This window comes from Duganella sp. Dugasp56 (genome assembly GCF_047304105.1).
Lineage (GTDB): Bacteria > Pseudomonadota > Gammaproteobacteria > Burkholderiales > Burkholderiaceae_D > Rugamonas > Rugamonas hordei.
Genome location: NZ_JBGLYQ010000003.1, coordinates 161,001 through 179,575, shown reverse-complemented (window position 1 = coordinate 179,575; position 18,575 = coordinate 161,001). Strand labels below are relative to the sequence as shown.

The following is an 18,575-nucleotide window of genomic DNA, read 5'->3' as shown; positions in this document are numbered from 1 at the left end:
GCCTAGAATGGTCCAATGAAACGCATTCTTTACACTCTGATGCAGGTGCTGGGGTTGATCGCAGCCTGGTACGCTGCCGACCGCGCGGCCGCCTGGCTGCACCTGCCCTTCTCCGGCGGTGTGGTCGGCCTGCTGGTGATGGTCGCCTTGCTGCTGGGCGGAGTGCTGCGTCCGGCCGCCATCGAGCATGGCGCCGACTGGCTGCTGTCGAACATGCTGCTGTTCTTCGTGCCGCTGGTGGTGTCGGTGGTGCAGTTCACCGGCCTGTTGAAGAGCGACGGCCTGCGGCTGTGCGCCGCGATAGGGCTGGGCTTCATCTGCGTGCTGATGGCGACGGCATTCACTGTCGAGTGGGTATGCCGCCTGGAGCGCGGCCTGCGGTTGCGCCGTCTGCGCGCGTTGCGCGGAGCCGCGCTGTGAAGCCGCTGCTTTTCCTGTTGCTGACACTGGGCCTGTTCTATGCCAACCAGGCCTTGTACAAGCGCTTTCCGTATTTCTGGCTGACGCCGGCGATCGCCACCTCGGCGCTGTTGATCGCCGTGGTGCAGCTGTCCTCCACGCCGTTTCCGCAGTATTTCGGCGATACGCGCTGGCTGTCCTGGCTACTGGGCCCGGCGACGGTGGCCTTCGCGCTGCCGATCTACCAATACCGGGAACTGGTGCGCAAGCACTGGCTGGCGCTCGGCATAGGCAGCTGCGCGGGTATCGCGGCGTCGCTGGCCAGCACGCTGGTGCTGGACCGGCTGCTGGGTCTCCACGGCAGCACGGCGCAAAGCCTGCTGGCGCGCTCGGTGTCCACGCCCTTCGCGCTGGAGGCGACGCAGCACCTGGGCGGCTCGACGCAGCTGACCGGCCTGTTTGTCATCATCACGGGAATATTCGGCATCCTGCTCGGCCAGCTGCTGCTTGGCCTGCTGCCGCTGAGGATGCGCATCGCCAAGGGCGCGCCGCTCGGTGCGGCGGCCCACGGTTTCGGCTTGAGCAAGGCACGCCTGATCGGCCCGCAGGAAGGCGCGGTCGCCAGCCTGACGATGATATTCAGCGGCATCCTGATGGTGCTGCTGGCGCCCCTGCTTGGAACCCTGCTTACCAGTGCATGATGGCACGGATCTGCGGCAGCAGGTCGTTGGCCATCCTGACGTTCTGCTCCCTGGTCGGATGCGCGTCGGTGGCGTCGCCCGGATAGCCGGTTGAGGCGATGGCGTGCACGCGCGGGTCGCCGACGCGGCGCACCGTCTCGGCGATGTAGCCGGTGAGCGCGGCCTGCTTCTCACCGCTCAGGATGCCGCCCTCGGTAAGCATGATCTGCGCGTGCGGATGATCATTCAACAGCGTTTGCACCAGCTTGACGTACGCCGCCACGTAAGGCTCTCGCTCGGGAACGTCGGGCGCCATGTCGTTGGTGCCGATGGCGCTGACGATCGCGTCGGGTTGGTAGTCCTTTTGATCCCATCGCACCGGATGTTGCTTGTCCGCGATCGCCAGCTGGTAGTAGTCGATCAGATTGAGATCATCGGTCTTGTTCTCCCACGTGCGCACCAGCCCCCGCCCGCCGTAGCAGACCAGTTGCACTTGCGACTTCAACTCGCGCGCCATCAACATGCCGTAGGAGGCGCGGGGATTCCACCACGACGGTTCCTTCTTCGCGCCCGGAACGCGGTCGATGGCTTCGCCGCAGGTGACGGAGTCGCCCAGCACCAGCAGCTTGCGCTGCGGGAGCATGGGTGCTGGCCGCCAGGAGCCATCCGTATCGAAGCTGCGCAGCGCGGCGGTGCCGTGCCAGGTCTCGGAACGGTTGACGATTTCCACACGGTGTCCTCCCGGCTTGCCCGCTTCGAGCAAAACCAGCGTCTGCTGGCCTTTTGCCAGATGCAGCTTGCGCGGCTCGCCGCCATCGACGATCACATCGAAGTAGCTGTTGTCGCCGCTTGCGTCGGCCTGTGCGCTCAGGCGCGAGCCTTCGAAATCCACGAAGAAGCTCACGCCCGGATAGCCGAATCGCACGCTGCCATCGGCGGCAAGCTCACCACGCCCCATGCGGGCGACGTGCGCGTCGGCCGCCGTAATCGGCGCCGCCACCGCCGGCAATGCGGCGGCGAACAAAGCGCCCGCAGCCCACAATCGACAAGCCATATGCCCACTCATCCACGCGCCTTCAGGCGCAACAACAGTACGCTATGCGGCGCGAGTTTGGCATCGAGCTTTCTACTGGTATCGCCGGACTTGCCGCCCCAGATCTCGCGCCAGTTGTAGACCGCCTTCTTGAAATCCACCTCCCGCTTGCTCAGGTCATCGCTGATGGAGTGCGCCTTCCAGTCGTAGTTCAGCGTCACCGCCTGCTCGCCGCGATTCAGCACCAGCAGCGCCCACTCGCCGTCCGCCATCGGCCGGGCCCAATACTCCAGCTGCCCCGTCGCCAGGAAACGCCAGGCCGGGATACCCAGCTTGTCCTGGCTGACGGCGATGACATCCCTGTTGCTCAGAATACGACGCGTGGCATCCGGCATATTGCGCAGGTCATTGCCCAGTATGAGCGGCGACGCCAGCATCGCCCACAAGGAAAAGTGGGCGCGGTCCTCGTCCTCCGTCATGCCATTGCCGACTTCCAGCATGTCCATGTCGTTCCAGTGCCCCGGTCCGGCGTACTTGCGCAGGCCGGCCTGCCTGTCGACGATACGCATCACGCCAAGACGCGAAAACGAATCGTGACTCAGCTCGCAATCCCAGCACGGATAGATGTCGGCCGTGGTGCGCCACGAGTGGCCGATATCGCCCGCCCATTCCCAAGGTTTGTTGTCGCCCCACTCGCACATGCTGAACAACATCGGCCGCCCGGCGCTGCGGATGGCATCGCGCATGGTGGTGTAGGCGCCGACCGCACTCAGGCCCTTGCTGTCGCACCAGTCGTACTTGACATAGTCGATGCCCCATCCCGCATAGGTGATGGCGTCCTGGTACTCATGGCCACGGCTGCCCGGATGGCCGCCGCAAGTGGTCGCGCCGACGTCGGAATAGATACCCAGCTTGAGGCCCTTGCCGTGCACATAGTCGGCCAGCGCCTTCATCCCGGACGGGAAGCGCACGGGGTCGGGATGGATCACACCCTGCCCATCGCGCTTGCCGTGCCAGCAGTCGTCGATGTTGACGTATTCGTAGCCGGCGTCCTTCAGGCCCAGCTTCACCATCGCGTCCGCCGTGTCGCGGATCAGTTGCTCGTTGATGTCGCAGGCGAAGGTGTTCCAGCTGTTCCAGCCCATCTGTGGCGTGGCGGCCAGGCCTTCGTACTTCTGCGCATTGGCGTTCACGCAGGCGGCAACCGCCAATAAAATCAGCCATAAACGTTTCATACGGCGGGCTCCTTAGCGTTTGATGGCGTGCAACTTGTCGGCGTATTCCTTGATCAGCAGCAGCGAGCTGACATCGGAGTCGAACACGGAGTACAGGCCCTGCTCTTCCTGCGGCGGATCGCCGACGAAGTCGTTACCCGGTTTCCACCAGTAGTCCGCGTTGGCGGCGCGACCGGCGCCACCCCATGCCCAGAAATTGAAGCCGGCGACAGGATCACCCTTGGCGGCGCGGGTGACGACGATGTCGAACACTTCGCGATAGAAGCGGTCGCGGATCTTGGTGGTGGCCTTGATACTGAAGGAAGGTCCGTCGCGGTCAAGGCCGAACTCCTCCAGCACGATGGGTTTGCCCAGTTTCTTGGCCAGCTCGATGTGCGAGTTCAGATAGTCGCGGCTCTTGGCGACGGCGCCATCCCAACTGCCGGTCGGATTGTTGGAGTCGAACCAACCCCAGTTCTTCGGCCACAGATGATAGGTCAGGTAGTCGATATTCTTGCTGCGGTGCGCGTCCAGATACAGTTGCGCGTCCTGCGCGGAACCGGCCAGCCCTTCGCTGCCGCTGCTGACCAGGTGGTTCTTGTCCAGGCTATGGATATAGCCAGCCACTTCGTCCACCCACTTGACGTATACCGCCTTTTCTTCAGGCGTAGCCTTGCCGTTGCCAGGACGCGGCTCGTTGGCCAGTTGCCACGACATGATGTTGGGGTCCTCGAAGTACGGCTTGCCGGTGATGGTGTTCACGCGCTTGACGATCTTGGCGATGACGTTGCGGTACTCGGTCTGCGCCGCGGCGTTGCGGTAGAAGCCGGCGGTCTTTTGCATATAAGTGTCGTAGTCGCCGGTGACGTTCGGGTCCAGCGCAGGCGTTCCTTCAAACCAGTTCAGGTACTGCGTCATGCCACCCGACCACTGCCAGAAGTTGTTCAGGTAGAGCACCACGGTCATGTCGCGCTTGGCCACTTCCGCCAACAGGAAGTCCAGGCCGGCCAGCAGATCCTCATCGTACTGGCCCGGCGCGGCCGTGGTCGCGGGACGCACGGCGCTCTTCATCTCGGTCTTTTCCGATACCGCCAGCACGCGCAGGTTGTTGATGCCCAGCGCATGCATATTGTCCAGTTCCTTCAGCAGGCGGGCGCGTTCGCCAACACCGCTGGCGGCGCCCAGGTAGCCGCCGTACCAGAAGTTGGCGCCGGCGATGTAATAAGCCTGCCCCTTGCGGGCGAAGTGGGTATGCTTGACGGTGACGAAATTGCTGCCGGCGGCAGGCGCCGCCTCGACGATGCCACAGGCGCCTATCATCAGGGCGGCGGCGCAGAATTTGTACAGTTGCTTCATTTGTCTCGTTCCTTTTCTATTTATTTTCCGTTGACGTCCAGCGTGCGCGCCGGCAGCTGTACCGTGATGCTGGCCGCCTTGGCATCCGCCGCGTCATGCGCCAGCAGCACCTTGTAGCCACCCTTGGCGATGCGCCAGGTCTTGCTGCGGCTGTTGAACATCGCCAGCAGGCGCGGATCGACGGTCACGCTGACATCCTTGCTTTCGCCCGGCGCCAGCTCGACCTTATCCCAGCCGGCCAGGCGCTTGGGCGCCTCCCACCTTGCGCCTTGCGGCGCAACGTACAACTGTGGCACGTCCTTGCCTTTGACGGCGCCCGTATTGGTGACCTTGAAGCTCAGGCGCAGCTTGCCATCCTTCTGGTCGGCCGCCAGTCCGGAATACGAGAACTGCGTGTACGACAGGCCGTGGCCGAACGGGAACAGCGGCTTGAGGCCCTTCAGGTCGAACCACTTGTAACCGACGGCCGCACCTTCGTGATAGTTGACGTCGAAGCGCACCGCCTCGTTCTTAGGATCGCCATCCAGCTTGGGACGCGGCAGCTGGCTTTCCGACACGGGGAAAGTGGTTGGCAGGTGGCCGGATGGATTGACTTCGCCAAACAGCACGCGGGCGATTGCCTCGCCGCCGCCGCTGCCGGCATACCAGGCCTGCAGGATGGCGGCGCTCTGCTCCACCCACGGCATCAATACGGGACCGGCGGTTTCCAGCACCACCACCGTCTTCGGATTGGCCTTGGCCACTGCGGCGATCAGCGCGTCCTGCTGGTCCGGCAGCGTCAGGGACACCGCATCCAGCGCTTCACCCACCCACTGCTGCGCGAACACCAGTACCACGTCGGCACCGGCGGCGAGCTTCGCCGCGGCAGCCGGATCGGCGCCGTCGTTGTAGACCACGGTGGCGCCGGGCGCGCGCGCGCGGATCGCCTTCATCGGCGAGGATGGATGGTAGACCACAGGACCCGGCCAACTGGTTGGCGCGATGCCCGGCACCGCGTTGCCGCCGATCGGATACACCAGCGACGAGCCGCCGCCGGCCAGCACGCCGACGTCCGCGTGGGCACCGATAACGACGATCTTTTTCGCGCCGGCCTTCAGCGGCAGCACGTTGCCGGCATTCTTCAGCAGCACGATGCCCTCCTCGGCATCGGCGCGGCTGACCAGCGTATGCGCGACGAAATCGATGGCGCCGCCTTCGGCCACCGGATGATCGACCACTCCCTTGTCGAACATGGCACGCAGCACGCGGAACGCCATGTTGTCCAGACGCGCCTGCGACACGTGGCCGTTGGCGACAGCCTCCTCCAGCGCGCCGCCGAAGTACTGCGACTTGTCGAACTCCCAGCCTGATTGCTGATCGAGGCCGCCGTTGGCCGCTTCGACGGTGCTGTGCGTTGCGCCCCAGTCGGACATCACAAAGCCCTTGAAGCCCCAGTCCTTCTTCAGCACCTGGTTGAGCAGGTAGTCGTTCTCGCAGGCGTAGACCCCGTTCAGGCGGTTGTAGGAACACATGACGGAGCCGGGATTGGCCTGCTCCAGCAGGAACTGGAAGGCCAGCAGATCCGACATGCGATTGCTGGCGTCGTCGATACGGCTGTCGAGCACAAAGCGCCCCGTCTCCTGGTCGTTGACGGCGAAGTGCTTCATCGTCGCGATGACGTTATTGGACTGGATGCCCTTGACCTGCTGCGCCACCATGGTGCCGGCCAACAGGGGATCTTCACCGGCGTATTCGAAATTGCGGCCGTTGCGCGGTTCGCGCAACAGGTTGACGCCGCCGGCCAGCATCACGTTGAAGCCGGAAGCGCGCGCTTCCGCACCGATCATGGCGCCGCCCTTCCAGGCCAGGTCGCGGTTCCAGGTGGCGGCGGTGGCCAGGCCGGATGGCAGCGATGTCCGCTCGCGCGGCGTCTTCGTGGCCTGCGTCGCGACGCCCAAGCCGGCATCGGTCTCGAACAGGGCAGGCAGGCCGAGACGCGGCACGCCGGCAACGTAACCCGCAGATGACGGCAGCGCGGCGGGATGTTTCTTCGTCTTGGTGCCGAAGTCGGTGCCGAAGTGCCCCAGCACCCAGGTCAGCTTTTCCTGCTGCGTCATCGCTTGCAGCGCCAGTTCGGCGCGCTTGTCGGCGCTCAGCGAGGTATTCATCCAGGTGCGGGCCGCAAGCGGCACGGGCGCGGCCTCGGTTTCAGCCGCGTGCGACGGCAATGCCGTGGCCAGTGCCAGCGCGATCGCCAGCGAGCGCATTTTCAAACCGGTATTCATACTGAGCCCTTTTCTGCGGTTGCATACATGCCGGCATACTTCACGCCGAAGTAAAGAATGAAGGTGTAGCAGGCGGCCGGCACGAAGAACGACCACTGCAACCCGATGGTATCGGCCAGCAGGCCTTGCGCGAAAGGCACCAGCGCGCCGCCGACGATGGCCATGCACAGGATGCCGGAGCCCTGGCCGGTCTGTTTGCCCAGCTTGTGCAGCGCCATGCTGAAGATGGTCGGGAACATGATGGAATTGAACAGGCCGACCGCAATGATGGACCACATCGCCAGCGGACCGCTGCCGAAGATCGCCGTCAGTATCAGGACGATGGAAGCGGCCGAATTGAAGGCCAGCGCCTTGCCCGGGCTGACATAGCGCATCACGCCGAAGCCGATGAAGCGGCCGATCATGGCGCCGCCCCAGTAATAGCTGACGTAGTGGGCGGCCGTACTTGCCGGCAGGCTGGCGACATTGGCGTCGCCGAGGAAGTTGATCAGGAAGCTGCCGATGCTGACCTCACCGCCGACGTACACGAAGATGCCGATGGCGCCCAGCACCAGGTGGCGGTGCGCCAGGACGGACTTGCCGACGGCCGTGGCGACATCGCCTTCCTCGTCCGCGTGGACGATCTTCGGCAAGCGCACCAGGGCGAACAGGATCGCCAGCGCCAGCAGCGCGGCGGCCAGCGCCAGATACGGCCCCTGTACCGCGGCGGCTTCCTCGGCCTTGGTCTTGACCAGGTTGGCGACGGCTGGCGCGCCCTCCGACAGGATCAGCATGCCGCCCAACGCCGGCGCGATGGTGGTGCCCAGCGAGTTGAAGGCCTGCGTCAGCGTCAGCCGGCTGGACGCGGTGGCCGGCGCGCCGAGCACCGTCACGTAGGGATTGGCCGCTACCTGCAGGATCGTGATGCCGCTGGCGAGCACGAAGAACGCCAGCAGGAACAGGGCATAGCCGTTCATCGACGCCGGGTAGAACAGCGCGCAGCCGCCCGCCGCCAGTACCAGGCCGCTGACCGCGCCGCGCTGGTAGCCGATCCGCTTGATCAGCATCCCAGCCGGCAGCGAGACGATGAAATAGGCGCCGAAGAAGCAGAACTGCACCAGCATCGCCTGCACGTAGTTAAGGGTGTAAATCGATTTAAGATGGGGAATCAGCACGTCGTTTAGCGACGTTAGCAGGCCCCACATGAAGAACAGCAGCGTAATGATGACCAGCGGGACGGTATTGCTGCCCCGTTCCGCATGGTCGTGGGGGCGCAAAGCTGCCGATGCAACGTGTTCCATAGGTCTGTCTCCTGTATGGATGGTTTTATATTAATGAAAAGATTCTGCATGGCCGGCGCCAACGGGTCAAACAACAAGCGTTTTTGGACCTCAGTTTAGCCATCCTCACTAAACAAGCCGATACAGGTATGCAACGACCCGGGCGGGTTTACCGTCCGCTAAAACTAGCATGTTTAGTAAATTGCGCTAAACTTTTCAGGAAAGTCGCCAGGTCGTTTGACCATGGCTGGACGTCTATGCAAGACTGCATTCATAACAAAAGGAGACTGGAATGGGCACGAATGTCACGATAAGGGATATCGCCCGCGTCGCAGGCGTATCGGCTGGGACCATTTCGCGCGCACTGAAAAACGAGCCCGGACTGACCGAAGCGACGCGCCAGATGGTGCTGGGGACGGCGCGGGAACTGGGCTACGATTTTTGCAAACTGCGGCCGAAGCGGCTGCGCCGCCTCACGTTCCTGCTCCATCGCCAGCACAACACCGCGTCCAGCAGCCCGTTCTTCTCGCCGGTGCTGCATGGCGCCGAGGAGGCTTGCCGCAAGCAAGGCATCGTGCTGTCGTTCATGGCTGTGGGACCGGCGGACGGATTGATCGACCAGATTCGCATGCATGCGCCGGACGGCATCGTCTGCGCCGGCTTTTTCGAACCGGAGACGCTGAGCGCACTGCGCTCGACCGGCAAGCAGCTGGTGCTGATCGATATGCAGCTGCGCGGCTACAGCTCGGTCAACCCGGACAATATGATGGGCGGCTACCTGGCGACCAAACACCTGATCGACACCGGCCGCACGCGGGTGGGATTCATCTCCGGCCCGCTGTCTCACTACAGCATCCGCGAACGCGCGCGCGGCTACCGGCAGGCGCTGTTCGAGGAGGGCATACTCGCCGATCCACGCCTGGAGGCCGGTCTGCCGGACGGCGTCGACCTGGAGACCGGCGCGTGGGAAGCGATGGAGCAGTTGCTGGCCCTCCCCCATCCGCCGGACGCGGTGTTCTGCTACAACGACAGCGCGGCGCTGGTGGCCATGCGCTGCTGCCTCGCCAAGGGGCTGAAGGTACCGCACGATATCGCGATCGTCGGCTTCGACGACATCTCGACCGCCGTGCTGGGACACCGGCCACTGACGACGCTGCGCATCGATAAAAAGGCGCTGGGCGCGCTGGGCGTGGAACTGCTGCTCAACGGCCCGCACGAAGAACCGGTCGAGAAAATCGCACCGGTGGAATTAATCATACGCGCCAGCACCGTGTTTGACGGCTGGCGCCCCAAGAACCCCGCAACTTATAAACGGACCTGACAATGGCCCCAGATTTTCAATCGCGCAGCACCCTGCTGGATCACATCCGCCACACCAAACAGTTCTACGACAGCCGCTGCACGGATCCCAGCGGCGGCCTGTATCACTTCTACAAGGACGATGGCACAATCTATGACACGCATACCCGCCACCTGGTCAGCAGCACCCGCTTCGTGTTCAACTACGCGATGGCATGGCGCCAGTTCGGCGACGCCGCGGACCAGCAGCGCCTGCGCCACGCGCTGACCTTCCTGCGCGATGCGCACCGCAATCCGGACACCGGCGGCTACGCCTGGCAACTGGACTGGAACAACGGCGCAGGCAGCGTCACCGATGGCACCAACCACTGCTACGGCCTGGCGTTCGTGCTGCTGGCCTACAGCCACGCCGTGATGGCCGGCGAAATCCAGGCCCGCGAGTGGATCGCCGAAACCTTCGCGCTGATGGAGCGCCGCTTCTGGCAACCGGATTACGGCCTGTACGCCGACGAAGCCAGCTCCGACTGGTCGTACCTGGCGCCGTATCGCGGCCAGAACGCCAACATGCACGCCTGCGAAGCGCTGATCGCCGCATTCGAGGCGACCGGCGAGCGCGCCTACCTGCTGCGCGCCGAAACGCTGGCGCGCAATATCACGCAGCGCCAGGCCGCGCTGTCCGGCAACCTGATTTGGGAGCACTACCATGCCGACTGGTCGGTGGACACCGAATACAACCGCCACGACAAGAGCAATATCTTCCGTCCCTGGGGCTATCAGCCGGGCCACCTGACCGAATGGGCCAAGCTGTTGCTGCTGCTGGAACGCCACGGTGCGCAGCTGGAGGGCGGCACCAACTGGCTGCTGCCGCGCGCCGCCGAACTGTTCGACGCGGCGCTGGCCAAGGCATGGGATCATGAACACGGCGGCATCTACTACGGCTTCGCGCCGGACGGCAGCATCTGCGACGACCTCAAATACTTCTGGGTACAGGCAGAGAGCCTGGCCACCGCCGCGCTGCTGGCCGCCCGCACCGGCGAAGCGCGCTACTGGACCTGGTACGACAAGATCTGGGCTTACAGCTGGGAGCATTTCGTCGACCACCGGCATGGCGCGTGGTACCGCATCCTCGGCGCCGACAACAGCAAGCTGACCGACGAGAAAAGCCCGGCCGGCAAAGTGGACTACCACACCATGGGCGCCTGCTATGAAGTGCTCAACGTTTTGAAGGACTGAGATGGCTGCCTTTCCACTATTCGTCGCGGCAGGCGAAGCGCTGACCGACATGATCGTGAGGGACGCGGCGCAGACCAAGTGGCTCAGCCAGGTCGGCGGCTCGACCTGGAACGTGGCGCGCACGATGGCGAAGCTGGACGTGCCGACCGCCTTCGCCGGCGCCATCAGCAACGACGTCTTCGGCGACGCACTGTGGCGGGCCAGCGAGGCCGCGCGCCTGGACCTGCGCTTCCTGCAGCGTTCCGACAAGTCGCCGCTGCTGGCGATCGTGCACCGCACCGATCCGCCGGCCTACTTCTTCGTCGGGGACGACAGCGCTGACCTGCAGTTCGATGCGGCGGCCCTGCCCCAAGGCTGGCGCGCGCATTGCAAGTGGGTGCACTTTGGCGGCATCAGCCTGGCGCGCCGGCCGTTGGCGGATAAGCTGGTGGCGCTGGCCGAACAACTCAAACGGGACGGCGTGCGCATCAGCTACGACCCGAACTACCGGCTGCTGATGGATGAGCGCTACGACGCCACGCTGCGCCGCATGACCGAACTGGCCGACGTGATCAAGGTGTCCGAAGAGGATCTGGTAGGCCTGTTCCGCACCGACGACATCGAGTCCGCCTTTGCCACGCTGCGCGGCTGGAATCCGTCGGCGGTCTACTTGTACACCAAGGGCGGCGACGGCGCGTCGCTGCATATTGGCGATGACGAATGGCACCTGGCTGCGCCGGAGATCGCCGTCGTCGACACCGTCGGCGCGGGCGACGCCGGCATCGCCGCACTGGCGTGGAGCATGATGCATCGCCCGCAGCACCAGCCTTTGCAGCATCTGCAGTTTGCCGTGGCAGCCGGCGCAGCCGCCTGCCTCGCGCCTGGCGCATCGCCGCCATCGCTGGAGAAAATCGAAGCGCTACTGCCGTAGCAACGTCATACCCTTGTCATATCAAGCCGATAAGATTGCGGGTTTTATACCGCACTCTTACTCAGGCTCACATGTCCAAGACCACTCCTTTCGTCAAATCCCGTTTGCACCTGGCCCTCGCGGCCGCCGGCCTGTGCGCGTTGCACGGCGCCGCCTTCGCTGAAGATGCCGCCGAAGGTGCGCTGTCCAAGGTCGTCATCAAGGCCACGGTCGAAAAGAAGAAGCTCGGCGACAGCGTCAGCGGCGGCGCTTTGGGCCGCAAGTCGGAACTGGATACGCCTTTCTCCACCAAGGCCGTCAGCAGCGACGAAATCGAGGACCGGCTGGCCACCAGCATCTCCGAAGTATTGAAATACGACGCATCGGTGACCTCCATCAGCCCGCCGATCAGCACCCATCCGGCCACCATCCAGATGCGCGGCCTGCGTCTCGACGACCTTAACGGCTACAAGGTCAACGGCCTGGCCAACATCAACCGCGGCACAGAAATGCCGCTGGAGATGTTCGAGAGCGTCGAGGTATTGAAAGGCTTGAGCGGCTTTATGTACGGCTTCGGTTCGCCGGGCGGCGTCGTCAACTACGTCAGCAAGCGCCCGACCACGGACAAGAGCTTCAGCGCTGCACTGGGCTACCAGGAGGGCGGCGCGATCAAGGAGCACATCGACATGGGCGGCCGCATGGGCGACGAAGGCGGCTTCGGCTACCGCTTGAACCTGCTGCACGAAGATGGAGGCGTGAAGGAGGAAAGCGGCTCGATCAAGCGCAACGCCGCAGGCCTGAACCTGGAATGGCGCATCACCAACGACGTGGCGCTGACCTACGACGCGATCTACCAGCGCCGCCGCAGCGTGGGCGGCACCGACGTGGTGATTGCACCGTCGTTCGCTATTCCTGCGCCGATAGCGGGCGATAGCAAACTCAATAGCATCGGCGCCGGCAGCGACGTGGAATACACGCTGTCCACGCTCGGCATGGAGATCCGCCTGAACCCGGAATGGATCGCCAACCTGTCCTACCGCACTTCGGACTCGACACGCGTCTACAAGAAAGACCAGTACTACATCACCAACAACAAGGCCGACTACAAGGACCGCGTGACGTCCGAGCTGCACGGCTATCATTTCGACCAGGTGCAGGCCAGCTTCGAGGGCAATCTCAAGGCGTTCGGCCTGGAGCACGATGTGGTCGCAGGCGTGATGTCGCAGAACCTGGTATCGACTTCATCGGCTGTCACGCCGAAGGTCTACCTGGGCACCGGCAACCTGTATGCGCCGACCATCATCAACGTCTGGACCACCAACTGGAGCGGCGGCACCTACCGCGACGAAGCCACGCGCCAGGAAGCGGCCTTCGCCAGCGATACCGTCAAGCTGAGCGACAGCTGGTCGGTGCTGGCCGGCGCGCGCTACAACCGTTACAACGACAACGCCTACTCGACCAAGGGCGTGCTCACCGCCAACTGGCCTGCACAGAAAACCACGCCAACCGTGGCGCTGATGTTCAAGCCGGCCGCCGACACCACCATTTACGGCAGCTACGTGGAAGCGATGGAACAGGCGGCAAGCGCGCCCACGTCGACATCCAACGCCAACCAGACCTTCGCGCCGATCAAGAGCAAGCAGGCCGAATTTGGCATCAAGACAGAGCGCAGCTTCTGGAACGCCAGCGCGGCGCTGTTCAACATCAAGCGCGGCGCCCAATACACCAATGCCGCCAACGTCTTCGTGGAAGACGGCGAGACCAAGTACCAGGGCTTCGAATTCAACACCGTGGTGCAGGCGGCGAAAAACCTGTCGATCGAAGGTGGCCTCATGCTGCTGGACGCGACGCTGAAAAACGCGGCCGCAGGATACAGCGGCAAGCGCGCCGTCGGTGCGCCGCGCCGCCAGATGTCGGTGCAGGCGACCTGGCGCGAAGTGTTGCCAGGCCTGGCGCTGCATGCCGGCAGCCAGTACCTGGGCGAGCTGCCGATGGATGCGGCCAACGTCAACACGCTGGCGGGCGCCACGCTGTTCGACGCCGGTTTCAACTACCGCCACCGCTACTTCGGCAAGATGGTCAGCGTACGCGGCAACATCTCGAACATCGCCAACCGAAAATACTGGACCTACTACCAGGAGAACTACCTGAACGTCGGTTCGCCGCGCACCGCGAGCGTCAATGTTCGGGTAGACTTCTAAGGTATGAAACCACCACGCCTTGCGGCTGGCGCCGCGCTTTCCCTGCTGTTGTTGAACGCTTTCGGCGAGCAGTTTTACCAGACCAAGACGCCGTATCAACCGCAGCAAACCAGCGCCAGCTATGAAGCGCCGCCGCAAGGCTACCATGCGATCCATACCCAGCTACTGGCGCGGCACGGCTCGCGCGGCTTGAGCAGCATGAAGACCGATCTGGCGCTGTATAAGCTGTGGCAGATGGCCGACAAGGAAGGCGCGCTGACGCCGCTCGGCACGCAGCTGGGTGCCGACATCCTGCAGATGATGAAGGCCAACGCGCTGCTCGGCTACGGCGTGGCCGGCATCGGCAAACCCGGATACGGCAACGAGACCATGCAGGGCGTGGCCGAGCACCAGCAGCTTGCCGAGCGCATGATACGTCGGCTGCCCGAGTTGTTCCGCGACGCCCCCGGCGGCCCGGCGAGTCCACCGCGCCGGATCGTCCTCGTCACGTCAGGCAAGGACCGCGCGGTCGACAGCGGCGACTACTTCGCCGGCGCACTGATGGCGCGGCAGCCCAACCTGCAGCCACTGATAATCCGCCCTCCTTCAAAGGCGCCACGCGCTGAAACGATCCATGACAGCCGTCCTGCCGGCACCGACCGCTTCCTGCTCTACTTCCACAAGCTGAGTGCCAGGCAGGATCTGGTGGCGGACCGTGGCGACCCGTTGTACGGCACCTACCAGGCCAGCCAGGCCTACCAAGCCTGGGCCAAAAGCGATGAGCTGAGCAAGCGCGAGGCCGTCGTGCTGGCGCAGCCGCAAGTCGCGGCGGCCGCCAGGTCAGCAATGGAGCGCTTGTTTACGCCGGCCTTCATCGCCGGACTGGATCAAGGCCGCTACCGCGCAGCCAACAGCGGCACATACAGCTATATCAGCGCCGACGGCAAATTCACCAACAAGCTGACCGGCGACGGCGACACCGTCATCCAGTCCTCCGTCGATGCGGCGCAAGCGCTGTATGAACTGTACGCGGCGGCCGCAGACATGCGCGTGGAGCTGCAAGCCGACTTCGCCGCGTACATGCCTGCACCGCAGGCGGCGGTATTCGCCGCCACCGAAGACGCCATCGCCTTCTACACCAAGGGCCCCGGCATCCGCGAGAACGGCGACGTCAATTACCGCATGGCGCAAACCCTGCTCGATGATTTCTTCAGCGAGGTGGACGCCGTCGCCAAAGGCGATCTGTCCCACGCCGCCAAGCTGCGCTTCGCCCACGCTGAAATCGTCATTCCGATGGCCGCCATCCTCGGCCTGCGCGGCATGTCCGAACAGCTGCCGCGCGCCACAGCCTACAGCTATGAAAACAGCCCATGGCGCGGCGCGGCCGTCGCACCGATGGCCGCCAACATCCAGTGGGACGTTTATACAAACGGCCAACGCACGCTGCTCCGCATGCTCTATAACGAAAAGGAAACCGACTTCAAGCCGGCATGCGACCACGCGAAAGTCGCTCCAGGCAGCCATTTCTATGACTACGCCCGCCTGCGCAGTTGCTACAACATTGCCAATTGATCTATACCGTAGGTATTGCACTGGCTGTAAACACAACGTTTAATTCAATTCGTTACGGAACTTCGGTTTTTATAGTGATAGACTTGGTAGGTCTTTTCATATGATGAGAGGCTTATCCCATGAACCAGATGTCCAGGCGACAGTTCCTACGGGTGACTGGCGCAACCATCGCGGGTTCGAGCATCGCGCTCCTCGGCTTCGCGCCGGCGTCGGCCCTGGCCGAAGTCCGTCAGTACAAGCTGGCGCGCAGCACCGAAACCCGCAACACCTGCCCCTACTGCTCCGTCGGCTGCGGTATTCTCATGTACGGTCTGGGCGACGGCGCGAAAAACGCCAAGGCCAGCATCATCCACATCGAGGGCGATGCCGACCATCCGGTCAATCGCGGCACGCTGTGCCCGAAAGGCGCCAGCCTGATCGACTTCATCCACTCCGAAAATCGCTTGATGGTGCCGGAATACCGCGCGCCCGGCGCCACGGAATGGAGCCCCATGTCGTGGGACGACGCGCTCACCCGCATCGCCAAGTTGATGAAGGCCGACCGCGACGCCAATTTCATCGACAAGACGGCGGACGGCAAAACCGTCAACCGATGGACCACGACCGGCATGCTGTGCGCGTCGGCGTCCACCAACGAGGTAGGCTACTTAACCCATAAAACCATGCGCAGTCTGGGCATGCTGGCATTCGACAATCAAGCGCGTGTATGACACGGTCCGACGGTGGCAGGTCTTGCCTCGACATTTGGACGTGGTGCGATGACGAATCACTGGGTGGACATCAAGAACGCTGATGTCATCCTGGTCATGGGCGGTAACGCGGCGGAAGCACACCCCTGCGGATTCAAATGGGTGACGGAAGCGAAGGCGCATCGCGGCGCCAAGCTGATTGTGGTCGACCCGCGCTTTACCCGGACCGCTTCGGTGGCGGACTATTACGTCCCTACCCGCACCGGTGCGGACATCGTCTTCCTCGGCGGGATCATCAACTACCTGCTCACGAACGACAAGATACAGCACGAGTACGTCCGCAATTACACGGATATGCCGTTCATCGTCCGCGAGGACTTCGCCTTTAACGACGGCCTGTATTCGGGCTGGGACGACAAGGCCGGCAAGTACGCGGACAAGAGCAGCTGGAACTACGAGATGGGCGATGACGGCTTTGCCAAGATCGACGCCACGCTCGAACATCCGCGCTGCGTGTACCAGCTGATGAAGAAGCACTACTCGCGCTACACGCCGGAGATGGTGGAGAAAGCCTGCGGCGTGCCGCCGGAGAAATTCCACAAGGTCGCCGAGATGCTGGCATCGACCGCCGTGCCGGGCCGCGCAGCCACCATCCTGTATGCGCTGGGCTGGACGCAGCACTCCACCGGCGCGGAAACGCTGCGCACCGGCGCCATGGTGCAGCTCCTGCTGGGGAACATCGGCATCGCCGGCGGCGGCATGAACGCGCTGCGCGGCCACTCCAACATCCAGGGCCTGACCGACCTGGGGCTGCTGACCAATATGCTGCCGGGTTATCTGACCTTGCCGGGCGAAGCGGAACAGGACTTCGAGGCTTATGCGGCCAAGCGCGCGCTGAAACCCTTGCGTCCGAACCAGCTGAGCTACTACAGCAATGCGAAGAAGTTCCTGGTCAGCTTCATGAAGTGCTGGTGGGGCGACGCAGCCACGGAGGAAAACAACTGGGCCTTCGACTACCTGCCCAAGCTGGACAAGCCGTACGACATGATGCAGGCCTTCGAGCTTATGCATCAGGGGAAAATGAACGGCTACATCTGCCAGGGCTTCAACATCCTGGCGTCGGCGCCGGACAAGCAGAAGATCACGGAAGCCTTGTCCAAGCTGAAGTTCCTGGTGGTGATGGACCCGCTGGCGGTGGAAACCGCCGAGTTCTGGCGGCCGTTCGGCGAGTTCCACCAGGTCGACCCGACCAAGATCCAGACCGAGGTGTTCCGCCTGCCGACCACCTGCTTTGCCGAGGAGCGCGGCTCGCTGGTCAGCTCCTCGCGCGTGCTGCAGTGGCACTGGCAAGGGGCCGACGGTCCGGGCCAGACCAGGAGCGACCTGGAGATCATGTCCGGCATCTTCCTGCGCATCAAAAAGATGTACCAGACCGACGGCGGCAAGTTCCCCGATCCGATCGTCAACCTGACCTGGCCCTACGCCAAGCCGTTCAGCCCCACGCCGGAAGAACTGGCGATGGAGTACAACGGCAAGGCGCTGAAGGAACTCGCCGATCCGAAGGATGCGACCAAAATCATCCTGAAGAAGAACGAGCAGGTGGCCGGCTTCGCGCAGCTGCGCGACGACGGCAGCACGTCCTGCGGCTGCTGGATCTTCGCCGGTTGCTGGACCGCGGCGGGCAACCAGATGGGAAGGCGCGACAACAGCGATCCGACTGGCATCGGCCAGACGCTGAACTGGGCCTGGGCCTGGCCGGCCAACCGTCGCGTGCTGTACAACCGCGCCTCGTGCGACCCGAAAGGCAAGCCGTGGGACCCGACCCGCAAGCTGGTGAGCTGGAACGGCACCACCTGGGGCGGCGCGGACGTCCCCGACTTCAAGGCGGACGAGCCGCCGGAAAACGGCATGGGCCCCTTCATCATGCTGGCCGAGGGGGTGGCGCGCTTCTTCTCGCGCGACGCCATGGCCGAGGGCCCCTTCCCCGAGCACTACGAGCCGTTCGAGACGCCGATCGGCCATAACCCGCTGCACCCGTCCAATCCGCGCGCCACCAGCAATCCGGCCGGCCGCATGTTCCCCAACGATCGGGCCAAGCTGGGCAAGGCGGCGGACTTCCCGCACGTGGCGACCAGCTACCGCCTGACGGAACACTTCCACTACTGGACCAAGCACGCGCGCCTGAACGCCATTATCCAGCCGGAGCAATTCGTCGAGATCGGCGAGGAACTGGGCAAGGAAATCGGCGTGGCGCACGGCGACCGGGTCAAGGTCAGCTCCAAGCGCGGCGTCATCGTGGCGAAAGCAGTGGTGACCAAGCGTATCAAGGCATTGACCATCGACGGCAAGAAGACCCACCAGGTCGGGCTGCCGATTCACTTCGGGTTCAAGGGAGTCACCAAACCGGGCTACCTGATCAACACCCTCACGCCGACGGTTGGTGATGGCAATTCGCAGACACCGGAATTCAAGTCCTTCCTGGTGAAAGTGGAAAAAGCATGACGGCCC

The 18,575-nt window shown here is 63.7% G+C and carries 13 protein-coding genes; 8 read left to right on the top strand and 5 right to left on the bottom strand.

Features of this window, described 5'->3' with window-relative positions; translation table 11 throughout:
* Window positions 1-15: 15 nt before the first annotated feature.
* On the top strand, window positions 16-420 hold the full coding sequence (locus ACCD07_RS02915; protein ID WP_176651828.1) for a CidA/LrgA family protein: 405 nt from the start codon (window positions 16-18) through the stop codon (window positions 418-420).
* Window positions 417-1,100: an LrgB family protein gene (locus tag ACCD07_RS02910; RefSeq protein ID WP_353402906.1), complete on the top strand. Its 684-nt coding sequence runs from the start codon at window positions 417-419 to the stop codon at window positions 1,098-1,100. The genes ACCD07_RS02915 and ACCD07_RS02910 overlap by 4 nt, the downstream gene beginning before the upstream one ends.
* On the opposite strand, the gene axe2C is transcribed toward ACCD07_RS02910, so the two are convergent.
* Genes axe2C through ACCD07_RS02885 form a run of 5 tightly spaced genes read right to left on the bottom strand, consistent with a single transcriptional unit; the run spans window position 1,087 to window position 8,226 of the window.
* Window positions 1,087-2,133, bottom strand: coding sequence for a bifunctional acetylxylan esterase/glucomannan deacetylase AxeC2 (gene axe2C / locus ACCD07_RS02905; RefSeq protein ID WP_413446456.1), 1,047 nt, complete (start codon window positions 2,131-2,133; stop codon window positions 1,087-1,089). The two genes, ACCD07_RS02910 and axe2C, sit on opposite strands and share 14 nt — an antisense overlap.
* A gap of 8 nt (window positions 2,134-2,141) precedes the next feature.
* Window positions 2,142-3,347, bottom strand: coding sequence for a glycoside hydrolase family 27 protein (locus ACCD07_RS02900; protein WP_413446455.1), 1,206 nt, complete (start codon window positions 3,345-3,347; stop codon window positions 2,142-2,144).
* 12 nt (window positions 3,348-3,359) lie between these two features.
* Window positions 3,360-4,682, bottom strand: a complete 1,323-nt coding sequence (locus tag ACCD07_RS02895) for a glycoside hydrolase 5 family protein (RefSeq protein ID WP_413446454.1) — start codon at window positions 4,680-4,682, stop codon at window positions 3,360-3,362.
* Between the two features lie 20 nt (window positions 4,683-4,702).
* Complete coding sequence (locus ACCD07_RS02890) at window positions 4,703-6,946, bottom strand: glycoside hydrolase family 3 C-terminal domain-containing protein (protein ID WP_413446453.1); 2,244 nt, start codon at window positions 6,944-6,946, stop codon at window positions 4,703-4,705.
* A complete protein-coding gene (locus ACCD07_RS02885) occupies window positions 6,943-8,226 on the bottom strand; it encodes a sugar MFS transporter (RefSeq protein WP_413446452.1) in 1,284 nt (427 codons plus the stop codon). The genes ACCD07_RS02890 and ACCD07_RS02885 overlap by 4 nt, the downstream gene beginning before the upstream one ends.
* A gap of 271 nt (window positions 8,227-8,497) precedes the next feature.
* On the opposite strand from ACCD07_RS02885, the gene ACCD07_RS02880 reads away from it, so the two are divergent.
* The 6 genes from ACCD07_RS02880 to fdnG all read left to right on the top strand — a co-directional run bounded on the left by ACCD07_RS02880 (window position 8,498) and on the right by fdnG (window position 18,569).
* Window positions 8,498-9,526 carry a LacI family DNA-binding transcriptional regulator gene (locus ACCD07_RS02880; protein WP_176651834.1) on the top strand — a complete coding sequence of 343 codons (1,029 nt, stop codon included), beginning with the start codon at window positions 8,498-8,500 and terminating at the stop codon, window positions 9,524-9,526.
* 2 nt (window positions 9,527-9,528) lie between these two features.
* Complete coding sequence (locus ACCD07_RS02875) at window positions 9,529-10,737, top strand: AGE family epimerase/isomerase (RefSeq protein WP_353402900.1); 1,209 nt, start codon at window positions 9,529-9,531, stop codon at window positions 10,735-10,737.
* Between the two features lies 1 nt (window position 10,738).
* Window positions 10,739-11,647 (top strand): carbohydrate kinase family protein, encoded by a 909-nt coding sequence (locus ACCD07_RS02870; protein WP_413446451.1) that lies wholly within the window; start codon window positions 10,739-10,741, stop codon window positions 11,645-11,647.
* 71 nt (window positions 11,648-11,718) lie between these two features.
* Window positions 11,719-13,827: a TonB-dependent siderophore receptor gene (locus ACCD07_RS02865; protein WP_413446450.1), complete on the top strand. Its 2,109-nt coding sequence runs from the start codon at window positions 11,719-11,721 to the stop codon at window positions 13,825-13,827.
* 3 nt (window positions 13,828-13,830) lie between these two features.
* The gene (locus tag ACCD07_RS02860) at window positions 13,831-15,378 is read left to right on the top strand and encodes a histidine-type phosphatase (RefSeq protein WP_413446449.1); all 1,548 of its coding nucleotides are present in this window, start codon (window positions 13,831-13,833) and stop codon (window positions 15,376-15,378) included.
* Between the two features lie 119 nt (window positions 15,379-15,497).
* Window positions 15,498-18,569: a formate dehydrogenase-N subunit alpha gene (gene fdnG / locus ACCD07_RS02855; protein WP_353402896.1), complete on the top strand. Its 3,072-nt coding sequence runs from the start codon at window positions 15,498-15,500 to the stop codon at window positions 18,567-18,569.
* The last annotated feature ends 6 nt before the right edge of the window (window positions 18,570-18,575 follow it).